The 13573-nt window shown below is 43.4% G+C and carries 9 protein-coding genes; 5 read left to right on the forward strand and 4 right to left on the reverse strand.

Features of this window, described 5'->3' with window-relative positions; genetic code table 11:
* Nucleotides 1-134: 134 nt before the first annotated feature.
* The 3 genes from aspS (at nucleotide 135) to thsA (ending at nucleotide 4407) form a co-directional block, all read left to right on the forward strand.
* On the forward strand, nucleotides 135-1469 hold the full coding sequence (gene aspS / locus BP549_RS04790; protein WP_292378593.1) for an aspartate--tRNA(Asn) ligase: 1335 nt from the start codon (nucleotides 135-137) through the stop codon (nucleotides 1467-1469).
* 149 nt (nucleotides 1470-1618) lie between these two features.
* Entirely contained in the window at nucleotides 1619-2317 is a 699-nt protein-coding gene (rpiA, locus tag BP549_RS04795) for a ribose 5-phosphate isomerase A (RefSeq protein WP_292374589.1), read from the forward strand.
* Between the two features lie 446 nt (nucleotides 2318-2763).
* On the forward strand, nucleotides 2764-4407 hold the full coding sequence (thsA, locus tag BP549_RS04800; RefSeq protein WP_292374587.1) for a thermosome subunit alpha: 1644 nt from the start codon (nucleotides 2764-2766) through the stop codon (nucleotides 4405-4407).
* Between the two features lie 204 nt (nucleotides 4408-4611).
* Here the strand turns inward: thsA and BP549_RS04805 are convergent, their stop codons facing one another.
* Nucleotides 4612-5355, reverse strand: a complete 744-nt coding sequence (locus BP549_RS04805) for a DUF2119 domain-containing protein (RefSeq protein WP_349682336.1) — start codon at nucleotides 5353-5355, stop codon at nucleotides 4612-4614.
* Between the two features lie 13 nt (nucleotides 5356-5368).
* On the reverse strand, nucleotides 5369-6079 hold the full coding sequence (locus BP549_RS04810; RefSeq protein ID WP_292378595.1) for a S4 domain-containing protein: 711 nt from the start codon (nucleotides 6077-6079) through the stop codon (nucleotides 5369-5371).
* 400 nt (nucleotides 6080-6479) lie between these two features.
* On the opposite strand from BP549_RS04810, the gene BP549_RS04815 reads away from it, so the two are divergent.
* Complete coding sequence (locus BP549_RS04815; RefSeq protein ID WP_292378599.1) at nucleotides 6480-7460, forward strand: bile acid:sodium symporter family protein; 981 nt, start codon at nucleotides 6480-6482, stop codon at nucleotides 7458-7460.
* A gap of 333 nt (nucleotides 7461-7793) precedes the next feature.
* Here the strand turns inward: BP549_RS04815 and BP549_RS04820 are convergent, their stop codons facing one another.
* Entirely contained in the window at nucleotides 7794-8555 is a 762-nt protein-coding gene (locus BP549_RS04820) for a DUF2971 domain-containing protein (RefSeq protein WP_292378601.1), read from the reverse strand.
* A gap of 629 nt (nucleotides 8556-9184) precedes the next feature.
* On the opposite strand from BP549_RS04820, the gene BP549_RS04825 reads away from it, so the two are divergent.
* Nucleotides 9185-11269, forward strand: coding sequence for a M13 family metallopeptidase (locus tag BP549_RS04825; protein ID WP_292378603.1), 2085 nt, complete (start codon nucleotides 9185-9187; stop codon nucleotides 11267-11269).
* Nucleotides 11270-11504: 235 nt separating this feature from the next.
* On the opposite strand, the gene BP549_RS04830 is transcribed toward BP549_RS04825, so the two are convergent.
* Nucleotides 11505-13190: a bifunctional metallophosphatase/5'-nucleotidase gene (locus tag BP549_RS04830; protein ID WP_292378606.1), complete on the reverse strand. Its 1686-nt coding sequence runs from the start codon at nucleotides 13188-13190 to the stop codon at nucleotides 11505-11507.
* Nucleotides 13191-13573 lie beyond the last annotated feature (383 nt).

A 13573-nucleotide genomic window follows, 5' to 3' on the forward strand; every position in this document is an offset into this window, starting at 1 on the left:
CGGGACTCGGGAGACGGAACTCGGGAGATGGAACTCGGGCAACAAATAAATTAATAATGAGTTATGACTATTCACCTACGTTTCAGCTTCATTCTTACATTTTTTATTTAATTTACTCCAATCTAGGTGAATTTATGTCATTAGCAAAACTCAGAACACATTATACAGCCGATGTCAAACCCGAAAATGTTGACAACGGTAAGAAAATTACCCTGGCAGGATGGGTCCATGAGGTAAGAGACCTCGGAGGGATCTGTTTTGTAGTGCTTAGAGACCGGGAAGGAAAGGCTCAGGTTACCCTTGTAAAGAAGAAAATTGATAAAGACCTGTTTGATGCTGCAAGAAGACTTGTCCGCGAGTCAGTAATTACAGTAACCGGCTCCGTTAAATTCGAAGAGAAAGCTCCGAACGGATACGAATTGCTTCCTGAAGAGATCACTGTCCTGAATGTTGCAGATTCTCCGTTACCAATGGACACTACAGGCAAGGTGGAAGCTGAACTGGATACCAGGCTGGATTCGCGATTTATAGATCTCCGACGGGCCGAGACAACTGCGATTTTCAAGATCAGGCACCAGGCTCTCCAGGCTATCAGGGAATTTTTTGTAGAAAACAGATTTATCGAAACCGCAACCCCCAAGGTTGTGGCAACTGCAACCGAGGGCGGCACTGCACTTTTCCCGATCACTTACTTTGACAGGGAAGCTTTTTTGAACCAAAGCCCTCAGCTCTTCAAGCAAATCCTTATGAGCGGCGGGTTTGACAGAGTCTTTGAGATCGGTCCGATTTTCAGGGCCGAAGAACACGATACCCGCAGGCACCTGAACGAAGCTACTTCTATCGATGTCGAGGTCAGCTTTGCAGACCACTTTGATGTAATGGAGATTCTTGAAAACCTTGTGGCTTATGCCTACGCCCAGGTTATTGAGAAGTGCAAGCCTGCCCTTGAAACACTTGGGATTGAGCTCAAAGTCCCGAAAACTCCTTTCCTTAAGCTCACCTATGACGAAGTAATCGAGATCATAAATGCTCGCTCGGAAGAGAAAATGCACTGGGGAGATGATCTTGGCACGCTCGGAGAACATATTGTGGGCAATTACGTCTACGAGACTACAGGAGAATCCCACTATTTCCTTATTGATTGGCCAACTGAGATTAAACCGTTCTATGCCATGCCGTATGAGGACAGGCCGGAGTACAGCAAATCCTTTGACATGATGCACCGCACAATGGAACTCTCCTCAGGAGCTCAGCGCATCCATATTCCTGACCTGCTTAAGAGCCGGATAGAATCACAGGGCCTGAACCCTGACGGCTTTGAGTTCTACCTTAAGGCTTTCGAATACGGCATGCCTCCACATGCAGGCTGGGGCATGGGCTGCGAACGTTTTATCATGACCATGCTTGGGACCGAAAATATCAGAGACACGGTACTCTTCCCAAGGGACAGGAGAAGACTTTCTCCCTGAAATCCCTTATTTTTGGAGTTTAAACTTCTCTAGCTTAAACACTTCTTGTTTAAATTTTCAGTTTGTCTTCAGTTTAAGCATTTCCAGTTTAATCTCCAGTTTAAGAATTTCATAACTTTTTCAGGATTCGAATCGGAAGGGAAAATAAAATGACAGAACGAAATATATCTACCGATTCCCCGGAAAAACGTGCAGCTGGCATTGCTGCATCCCGGATGGTAGAATCGGGAATGGTTGTGGGGCTTGGAACGGGCTCAACAGTTGCATATACAATAAAAGAACTTGGCAGGCGGGTAAGAGAAGAGGGGCTCGATATCCTGGGTGTTGTTACTTCATACCAGTCTGAAATGCTTGCCATAGAAGCCGGTGTCCCTCTTGCTAATCTTGCTCAGCATCCTGAACTGGATATTGCCATTGACGGAGCGGACCAGATCGACTCGAAACTGTATGCGATCAAAGGCGGGGGAGCTGCCCATACCCGGGAAAAGATAGTATCGGCATCTGCAAGACATTTTCTAGTCGTGGCTGACGAATCAAAAACGAGCACCCAGCTTGATAAGGTTGTTCCGATTGAGGTTCTGCCTTTTGCAAAAACCCTTGTGATTAAAAAAATTAAAGAGCTGGGAGGAAAGCCCGAGCTAAGGTTAGCTCTGAGAAAAGACGGGCCTGTGATAACCGACAATGGAAACTTTGTACTTGATGCTAATTTCGGCGTGATAAACGATCCTGAAGGTTTGGCTCTTCGACTATCTTCAATTCCGGGAGTTGTTGAACATGGAATCTTTTCCAATGTGGATGAGCTCTATATCGGGAAAAAAGACGGATCAGTGGAGATTATCAAAAAGTGAAAGTAATCAGGAAATATAAATTATAGTCAGGAAGTAACAGTGGCCAGAAGCGAAATTGATCAGAAATTAAAAGGTCAAAGTTGTTATGGATAAAAATAAAAGCCGTAGCGGCCAATTTTTCACTATCCATAAGAACAAACTTTGAGGGAAAAAGTAGTGGGCAGTAACAGGCAATGCACTTTCTAAGGCAATACACTTTCTAAAATTATTCCTTAGCCTTACGAGGAAAGCTAGTTTCACCTTCAAGAATCGGAAGGTACCCGGTATATTTTTATAGAAGTATTATCAGTTATTTTCTGATCAATACTGCTTCAGATAAGGCAACTGATAAAATTATATTTTCAGGCTGATCTCGGGCTAAAGGTGACTGTAAGCCAGGGCGACTTCAAATTATCAAGTAAAAAACTTCGATACATATACTTCATTTTAAGGAGGTTTTGGTTCAGATGGAAAAAGGTGGCCAGCCAATCATAATAATAGATCCTAGAAAAGAGCAGACAAAGGGAAGAGAAGCACTCAGCATGAATATTGCGGCTGCAAAGGCAGTGGCCAGCATAGTCAAGAATACGCTCGGACCGAGAGGAATGGACAAGATGCTTGTCAACCCTATCGGAGACATTACGATCACAAACGACGGTGCAACCATTTTACACGATATGTCCATCGAGCACCCGGCAGCCAAGATGGTGGCAGAAGTTGCAGAATCACTTGAAAGCTCGGCCGGCGACGGGACTACAAGTGCTGTCGTATTTACAGGCAGTCTGCTAGAAAAGGCAGAAAACCTTATTGAGAGTGGAGTCCACCCGACAATTATTGTTAATGGATACAGGCTTGCAGCCGAGAAGGCTGTTGAGATTTTAGAGAATCTGGCAGTCCCAACCGGTGAAGACGAAAAGGAGATGCTTGTAGAAGTTGCCAAAACCTCTATTACGGGCAAGGCTTCCGAAAAATACAACCGTTTGATTGCAGAACTTTGCGTGGATGCTGTGCTTGCGATTCGCGAAAGGGGAATAGTCGACCTTAAAGATGTTATTATTTCAAAAGACGTCGGCGGCAAGATCGAAGATACCGAGTTTGTTGAAGGCATTGTAATAGACAAGGTTGCTCTGGACAAGGAATTCCCTCTTAGAATCGAAAATCCAGCAATTGCTCTGATTGATGCCCCTATGGAGACAGGCAAGACTGCAAATAAAGCGAAACTTCAGATAAGCGCATATGGCGATCTTGAAAATTTTGTAAAGCAGGAAGAGGCAGCCCTCTTCGAAATGGCAGACTATATTATCAGGGCAGGTGCAAATGCAGTCTTCTGTTCAAAGGGCATGGATGACAAGATCGCAGCCTACCTGCAAAACCGGGGAATTTATGCTACCCGCAGGGTTAAGAACGATGACATGCAGCACCTTGTAGATGCCACAGGCGGAAGACCTATCCGCAATATCAAAGAACTGACCCAAAAAGAACTCGGACATGCCGGACTCCTCGAACAGGATCGGGATGGAGACCAGGGCAAAACCTACCTCAGAGACTGCAAGGGTGCAAAATCCGTGTCAATTGTCATTAGAGGCGGTACCGAACACGTGGTTGACAACCTTGAACGCGCAATTGACGACGCTCTCAGAGTAGTAAAATGCGCAGTAGAAGACGGCAGGATTGTTGCAGGTGGCGGTGCTTCTGAAATTGAAGTCGCACTCGGGCTTCGTGCATATGCTCCCAGCGTAGGCGGGCGTGAACAGATGGCAATCAGAGCTTTTGCAGATGCCCTTGAAGAAATCCCAAGGACAATTGCCAGAAACGCAGGCCTGGACACTATCAACACAATAGTGAATCTCAGGGCAAAGCACGCCGAAAACAAAAATGCAGGCCTGAACATCAATACCGGCGCCGCTGAAGACATGCTCGAAAAAGGCATAGTTGATCCTCTCAGGGTTAAGATCAACTCCGTCAAAGCCGGTTCCGAAGCCGCAGTGATGGTACTCCGAGTGGATGATATGCTCCGCGCCCAGCGCACTGAGATGCAGAATGTCAAGCCCGAACATATGGCAAGTACCTACGACGGTATGGCGGCTCCTGCACTTAGCATGCGCAGGTAAAAAATTAAGTTAACATCTACTAAAGCACGATAAAGTACTAAAGCGCGGGTAAGCACAGAAATCTCTGTGCCCGTGTTTTTAGTTCACATTTTAGTTTTTTGCGTGATTAATGTTACTTGTGAACTTCTCAGCTCATCTTTAAGTCTAAAAACGCTATACGTCTTCTAGAACTCTTCAAATTGCTGGCTGCTGGCAGAGTGAAAATCAGATTTCTCCGTAAAACCGTTGGTAATCTTCTATTGCCTTTTTCGCTTGAGCAGGAAACTCTTTTTTCATATATTCAATGAAGTCGTCCCTTGATTGAATTTCCTTGAGGATTTCAAGCATATGGGCAGTAAATCTTATTGATTCCATACTCCCTTTTTGGAGTTCAAAAGAGAGGCAGAGAGCTTCTTTAGGAAAATACTTTCTTCTAACCCAGGGAGAAACCGAACCAAGGAGCACTCCTTCTTTCAGAATGCTGTAAGCTGGCACTCCTATGAGTTTGAGCCTGTTCTTTCCAGCCAGTTTTTCAAGGTTTTCGCTGGAATAGGAATGAAGCTCAATGTAGATTTCAGGTTTTAGCTCCTCAATCGCCCTCAGTATCTTTTTTCCGTTTCCGGGATAGTAATCTTGGTTCAGGGTTGAAATGTACTTTCCACAATCTACAAGTGGGATCAGAGCCAGAGTCCCGGTTTTTGGATGTTTGATATTCTTCAGGAGTTCAGTTGTATCTTTCCATTCATCTCCGTGGAGACCTGCAACAAAGAGCCGAACTGGTTTTCCGCGGCCGTAAATTCTCATCCCGAAATCCGGATACGAATCTGGTCGCATTTTTGTGCTTTCGTGATTGACGGGAAAAGAAGTTCCGAAACTCTTTTTTCCACTAGAATTCTTTATTGTTTCGGAATTCCCTATTTTCTCAGAACTGTTTATTCCGCCTGAGTTCTCTATTCTGTCAGTATTCATCTGTTTTGAGGCCTCAGAACTCCTTTTCTTCGGGCTGATCTTCTTTGAGTGGCTCTTTCTCTTCAGACAGAGGCTTTCTAGCGACCACATATATTTCCTGTTTTTTAGGATTGATGACCTGCTGAATTTCAAGCCCAAGTTTCTCGATTTTACTCAGGATAGGCTTTGGGTTCTTCTTTTTGGGAATTTTGATAACCTGAAGCAGCTTCCCTCCGGCTTTCAGCAGAGGCAGCACTCTTGAAAGCGCCTTGATCGAGTCCTCGGGTTCAAGGGTCATATCCGAAAGAATAACATCCACGGGCTCTTCGGAAAGTAAACTCAGGGGTACGGTAAAAACATCTCCGAACATTACATCAACGTTTTCTTTTTCATGTGCGATTTTTCCAAGTTCGCTCCTGAAGTCCTTGCTGAATTCTATGCCTTTTACATGGCCTGCAATTTCCGAGGCAAAGAGAAGAAAGCCGCCTGCACTGGAGCCAAGGTCAATCACTTTATCCCCAGGTTTAAGAATCCCGCTTTCCTCCTGAATAAGCTTGAGTTTAAAATAGCCCTGAGGCTGGTCCAGGCCCTCAGTAACATCTATTATATCATCAGTAGACACGTCTCTGGAGACCTTTGTTACCGCTGTTCCATTAACCTTAACATTTCCGGCAAGAATAGCTGTTTTTGCTCGTCCCCTTGATTTGAAATAACCCATATCTACAAGGTATGCATCCAGTCTCATGGGGCATTGTATCGGCAGAGCCTGTATATATAGGTAGCAAGTAGATTACAAGACTGGAAATCGAAGATAATAAGGATAAGGAAAAACTGGTGAGAAAGTATTTGAAAACGTAAAGCTTCTTTTAACTCACTGAACAATGTATTTGCCTGGAATTTAAGGTTTCCAAATTAATTACAGTTTTATTATTTATCGAAAAGAAATGGATACTTTTTAATGAATACTTCATCTATCTATATAGGGCGTGTACCCAGTTCTTTATTAAGATTCTTTAATGATATTTTACGTCAATTGATTCCTTTTTAGTCGTTGCTTTATCTTGTTTACTTTTAGCAAGTTTACTTACTAATCTCCTGTTCAATACTTTGGGTATGCGGCTTCATCCTGCAAATCTGGTGAGATAGTGTATCAAAAAATACTTCAAAAATTTACGTCTCTGTTTCCTCTCTGGGCGGTTCTCTTATCGGCTGTTGCATATTTTTATCCTGAGTACTTTGCTCCCCATCAGGGACTTATCGTACCTTTTTTAAGCCTGATTATGCTAGGGATGGGAATCACTCTCTCGGTGGACAGTTTCCTTGCAGTCTTGAAGAGACCTTCAGTATTTCTCCTGGGTACCTTAATGCAGTACACAATTATGCCGCTTGCAGCCTGGATTGTCTGCCTGATTCTGAAGCTCCCGGCTGACCTGGCTGCAGGCGTGATCCTGCTGGGTTGCTGTCCGGGCGGTACGGCTTCGAATGTGATTTCTTATTTAGCAAAAGCCGACGTGGCTCTTTCAATAGTCCTTACCTCGGTTTCTACCCTAATTGCTTTTCTTGCAACGCCTTTCCTTACCTGGGTTTTTATAGGCCAGACCGTAGAAGTCGACGTCATGGGTATGCTTGTGAGTGTTCTAAATGTGGTAATTGTACCCGTGGTGATCGGGCTTACAATCAATTATTTCTTTGAAAAACGGATAAGTGCAATTCGGGAAATCTTTCCGGCAATCTCAGCCGCAGCCATAGTAATTATTGTCGCCGTGATTATAGGGACAAATAGCGCAAACCTTGGAAAGAGCGGCCCGCTGGTACTGCTTGCAGTGATACTGCACAACGGGCTTGGCCTTGCAGGAGGCTACGGGATTTCAAAGTTCCTGCGGCTCAGCGAAACCGAAGCAAGGACTATTGCAATCGAGGTTGGAATGCAGAATTCCGGCCTGAGCGTGGCTCTTGCTGTAAAACATTTCACGGCCACAGCCGCGCTTCCAGGTGCGATTTTCAGTATCTGGCACAACCTGTCCGGAGCTTTCCTTGCAGGTCACTGGTCAAAACAAAGTGTATCTGATCCCGATATAAGTAAGAGACCCACAAAAAGTGGGTTATATAGTAAGAAATTGGGGTGAAATCCTTTAGATTTCACAAAAAGAGGTTGGGAAGCAGGAAAACCCGGTTTATCGCACAAGTTTCCCGGATTTTTCTTGTATTCATCTAACTTTCGCTTTTTCAGAGTTTTATAAAATTTAAAATAGTTCTCTGAAGCTTGAAGCAAAAGTATAGACTTTGACTATAATACAAAAAAAATCAGAAACGTTAAATGATTTAGTAAACCAACACTCGTATTTTATAGGAAAAATGCCCTGCTCAGGGCACTCCTTAATCCCACTTGAATCGAATATGAGTAGGACTAATATTAGTCCAGTAACTTCATGTTCAGTCAAGGTTACTTTTTTTACCTTTCAAATGAGTCCATTGTACAGATCCGACTGAATTACTTCTTTGTTCAGTCTATATTTCTTTGAAACTGATTTCACTAAATTTAAGAACCATTTGGGAGACTTAGGAGAAACATATACCTTTTCAATTAATGTATCTAGAGACACCGGAACATAAATTCCACTTGTTTTTTCTTTTTTTTCTCCGCTAGGAACGAAAACTATAGCTCTAATTTCATGCTCGTACTCAAAACTTCTTCTTTTATACACGAAAGGCTTGTATATTTTTAGTTCATTTCCCCAAGGTATCGAATCCTCATTATAATCTAGATACTCTACTTTTCCGATTACAACTTTGGGTTTAGCTTCAAAAAAGCATTCTTTTAAGTTCTTATAAGTTGTTTGAATTGCAATTCCTTTTTCAAGATCTGAATATAATTTCCACATAGCTGCAGATTCATAGTCATTCTCATGCCAGCCGCATATACAGAAGCTTCCTGAACCATGTAGACCCTTCGTTGATCTGTCAATTGGATTTTCTTTTCGGAGAAACTCCAACATAGACGAGTTTCCTGCAAAAGCCTTCGTAAGTGTTTCCATAGTCTGAATTCTGTTCGCATTTGGAAACTGTCCTTCGATTGGATCTTCAAATGTCCTAAAATCAGCAAAAAAAAGCGAGTTTGTATCCAGTATTGATACATATTTTGTAAAATCCATATATCTCCAAATTTTAGTTAATTCATTTTCTGGAGATTCAATAGTTTCAACTTTTTCGTACATCTGCATTCACATTGTCTTTTTAAGTTAAAAATACGAAACTTTTTCCATACTATGGCAGTCAAAATTAACTCTAATATATAAAAAATACTCGATTTTGTCTGAATATATGAGAAGTTACTCGATGAAGATTACCGGGAAGAAAAGTCAGGGAACTGGGATGTTGGTGGGATTGAAGAAAACAATTCGCTTAGTTTTCAGAGGAAACTATTAATTGATTTTCTGTATCATTTGTTAAACCTAAGAGTAAAGGTACTTTTGCTTATTTGTACTTATTATCAAAGAGTTTATTATTCATTTTCGAACTGAATTTATTTTTCATATAATTAGTTTAAAATAATTATGGAAATAATTGTACTTTATAGGGGAGTACTAGATCTTGTGGACTTGTTGCTGTATAACAAATTTACAGTTAAAAGGCTGATATTACCTAAACAGGGTTTTACGCAGTTAAACTGAAAAATCAATTGCATTAAAAGTCTAACTACAATGTGCAAATATGATCATAACGCCTGATCTGTATGATTTTGTACTCCAAACATATATTTCCTATTACAAGATCAAGGATTTCTATAGAGTTATAATGACCGTTTTTGTAACTGTACTTTAAAGATTGGAATCATAGGAGTTGAGGGGGCATGAATAAGAAGGGAGTAATAAGTCTGTTCGCTTTTGGTATCGTACTGGTTAACGCTCTAATCCTTGTAGCTTTTGGTTCTTCCGAAACCTCGGGGAGTAACGTGAGCACTTCGGAAAAGGAAAAAGATTTCGATCCCGGAAGCATGAATCTCTCAGTAAAACCCGGAGACGATTTCTACGAGTACGCTGAGGGAGCCTGGATAAAAAGCCACCCTGCGCCCCCGGATAAGTCCCGATACGGAGAGTTTGCAATAGTAGAGGACAGGACCTACGAGCATATCAAAGGAATAGTAGAGAATGCAGCCGGCAACACTTCTGCTCCTGAGGGAAACCTCGAGCAAAAAATCGGCATGTTCTACAGCACGGGAATGGATAATGCCACTCTGGAAAAGCAGCGTTTGGCCCCTATAGAGAACGAACTGAAACTGATAGACAGTATTTCCAATGTCTCTGATCTCCAGATCGTTTCGACGCAAATGATGGAGCATGGCATAGATCCTTTCTTTTCAATGTATGCTGCACCCGACAAGAAAAACAGCAAGATTATGATCGCTACCCTTACTCAGGGGGGTCTAGGTCTCCCAGATAGGGATTTCTATTTCAGGCAGGACAATGAATCTATCAAGATTAGAGAGCAGTACCTGACTCACGTTACCAGGATGTTCGTCTTACTCGGCGATAGCCCAGAAATCGCTGAGAATAATGCCAGGATCGTAATGAGGATAGAGACCAGGCTGGCCAATGCATCCTTTACCAATGTTGATAACCACGATGAAGTCAAAACGTATAATAAGATGAGCCTTGAGGAGTTTCAGGCCTTTGCCCCAGGCATCAACTGGTCTTGTCTCTTTTACTCTCTAGGTCATCCGGATGTAGCTGAGGTCAACGTCAGAAATTCTTCTTTTTTTAAAGAGCTAAGCATTGCCCTTCAGGACGAGAGCATAGCTGATTGGAAGACCTTTCTTCGCTGGAAGCTAATTTTAGGCACGTCTCCTTACCTCAGCTCTGACGTAGAGGAGGAACACTTTGATTTTTATGGGAGAATACTCAATGGCCAGCAGGAGATGAAGCCCCGCTGGAAGAGAGTTATTGAAGCGGAAAATGAGGCTTTAGGCGAGGCTGTAGGCCGTGTCTATGTGGACAGATATTTTGATTCCGATTCCAGGGCCAGGATGCAGGATATGGTATTCAACCTCAAAAAGGCTTTCAGGGAGAATATTCAAAACCTGACATGGATGGAACCTGAAACCAAAAAAGAAGCTCTCAAGAAGCTTGACGTTCTGGATGTACAGGTAGGCTATCCAGATGAATGGCTGAACTACTCAGAGCTTGAAGTTAAGAACGATTCATATGTCATGAATGCTCTCAGGGCTTCTAAATTCAAATTCCATCACGGTCCCAGCGGTCTGGACAGAGTCGGCCAACCTGTAAATCGTAAGCTCTGGGAAATGAACCCCCAGGAGACTAACGCCTATGCAGAATATAATAAGGTCATTGTAGTATTCCCGGCAGGTATTCTTCAGCCGCCTTTCTTTAACAAGGATGCCGATGATGCAGTTAACTATGGTGCCATAGGCGCTATTATAGGCCACGAGATGACTCATCATTTCGATAGCCAGGGAAGGAAATTCGATGCCAGTGGAAATTTGACGGACTGGTGGACGTCAAAAGATACTGATAACTTCAACAAAAGCACGGAGGTTCTGGTGGACGAGTACAACGGGTTCCAGGTCCTTCCAGGTCTGTACGTCAACGGCAACTTGACTCTGCCTGAGAACGTAGCAGATTTCGGCGGATTGACCACGGCCTACCACGCCTATAAGCTCTCATTGAAAGAGGAGCCGGAAGTGATTGATGGATTCACCGGAGATCAGAGATTCTTTTTAAGCTTCACCCAGGTATGGAGGGAATCGGATACAAACGAATCTTTGAGGACGCTAGCACTGACCGATACTCACGCGCCCTCCAAGTTCAGGGTCAATGGCGTAGTCTTCAACGTGCCTGAGTTTTACAAGGCGTTCCCGAGCGTAAAACCTTCGGATAAACTCTACAGATCAGAAATTAAGAGGCCGGTGATCTGGTAAATTGGCCCCAAAAAGCCTTTTTTGTTCCTGATGTCAAAATACAGCATTCGTGAAAAGTCATGAACCCTTAACGACAATACTTGCTGGCAGCTCTACTCTGCTTTGAGGTTACGCAATGAACCTGATGATCCGGAAAAAAATCGCCTACTCAGTCTATCTATAGAGGAAAATGGTTGCCAACTAAGAAATATCCCGGCAGGGGATACTGCCGGATGGGTAGCTCACTCTCCGTATCTTATTTTTCCAGAACTATACGGTTTTCAGATCCGGGAGTTAGAGGAGAGAAAGCAGCAAGGTAATTGACAAAGGTATCCAAATCTGAAGATCCTACCTTTCTATCGGTCCCTGTCTTCATTACAGAGAAATTATCGCCTCCATCGGCCAGGAAGCCATTCACTGTTACACGGTAAGAGCTGCTCGGGTCTATAGAGGTTCCATTGATTTTTATACTGGAGATATTGACCTTTTCGCCCGTGGGGGCGCTTTCGTTCCAGGTATAACTGAAGCCCTTTGAGACCTGCAATATTCGCTTACTTCCAGGGGACGGATTGTCGAACTGCTGTTCCAGCAAAGCGTCGATCTGAGTGCCATTTAAGGTCATTGTGACCAGGTTGTTTCCAAAAGGCTGGACACTGAAGGCCTCGCCATAAGTGACCTGACCGGGCAGTTCCCCACCGCTGAGTTGATCATATACCAAGTCTGCGCGAATGCCTCCCGGATTCATAAAAGCTACCACAGCACCGCCATCTTCTGGGTTAGAGGTAGCATAGAGTTGAGCATCGGCTATAACATCGCCAAGAGCAGATTCACCGGAATTAATGGCTGCCCTTGTGATATTGCCCGCGATGTTACCAATCACCTTGTTCGCACGGGGCGCAACCAGAGATTTGTATTTCTCGATCAGCTCGCTTACTTCGGAATCTTCAGGAACGTCTCTCGACACTATGACATTTCTCGACCTTCCCTCGATCACATCACAGGTCTTGTTGCTTATCACCAGATCAATATCTGTGAGTACATTACCTGCTGAACCTGCTTCTGTCACCGGGCGGCCATCAATAACTGCATTGTAGGCCTGATGGGTGTGGCCAGTGACGAAAACATCTACTTCATCGTCGGTGGCTTTGATGACATCCACAATCGGGCCGCTCATATTCAGGCTCTCGTTATATAATCCTTCCTGGGAGCCGCCATCGTGGATGATCACCACTATGGTTTCTACGCCCTTATCTTTCAGTTTTTCGACCTGTTCATTAATGGTCTCGGCCTCATCCAGGAACCTGAGCCCTTCCACTCCTGAGGGAGTCACTTTAGACGGCGTGTCTTTCAGGGAAATTCCGATGAACCCTATGGGTACTCCTTGGACGTAGGTAATGTTGTAGGCAGGGAATATTGTGTCGTTAGTGCTTTCATCGACCATATTCGCAGCCAGAAATTGAAATTGTGCTCCTTCAAAGGAAGAGTTTCTCAGGTTTCCGCCCGTCGGGTCAGAGTCGCCATTTTGAATGCGTATGAGCTCGTCTATCCCCTTGTCCAGCTCGTGGTTGCCCACAGCTGAGAAATCTAATTCCATCATATTGAGAGCCTTTATTGTTGGCTCATCGTGGAATAGGGATGAAAGAAGCGGGCTAGCACCCATAGAGTCTCCAGCCGAGACCACAAACGTATTGGGGTTCTCAGAACTGAGTTCCTTTATGTGGGTAGCCAGATACTGCATGCCTCCGGCATCGACGCGAATGGGATCTCCGGTCTCGTTATAGCCTTTAACCACCTTGCCGGCTGATGGCTCAAGCTGGCCGTGAAGATCATTAACGGCCAGGATCTGGACTTCTAATGTATCTTCTTGCGTATCTTCTAATGCACCCTTCTCAGGTTCTGAAGCCTCCAAGCAGCCAAGTGAAGCCAGAGAAACAAGTATCATCAGGCATAACTGAAGGGCAAGGTGCCTATTGAATTTATTTATCAAATAATTGTACTTTTTTAACAATACCCATCCCTCTTTAAGCGCTAAAATTTGAGTGATCTCAAAACAGTCTTTTAAATTTCCTTGATGCCGTTTTTATATAATCAGGATTTGAGCGATTGAGCCGCTTAATTACAATTGTATTATCTTTAACTTGTACCTCAAATGTGTAAATCCTGACAATATAAATTTTTGGATATCTTTGTATTTTAAAATATTTATATGTGAAACTATTTAAATGTGATATTGTTTTAATGTGATATTGTTTATCTGTGAATGATTGTAAGCCTTCATAGTTAGCTACCTTTTTCTGAGAACCTTTGAAAAAAAGAGTATTTGCT

Origin of the sequence: Methanosarcina sp. UBA289 (assembly GCA_002496565.1) — an archaeon.
In the GTDB taxonomy this organism is placed as follows: domain Archaea; phylum Halobacteriota; class Methanosarcinia; order Methanosarcinales; family Methanosarcinaceae; genus Methanosarcina.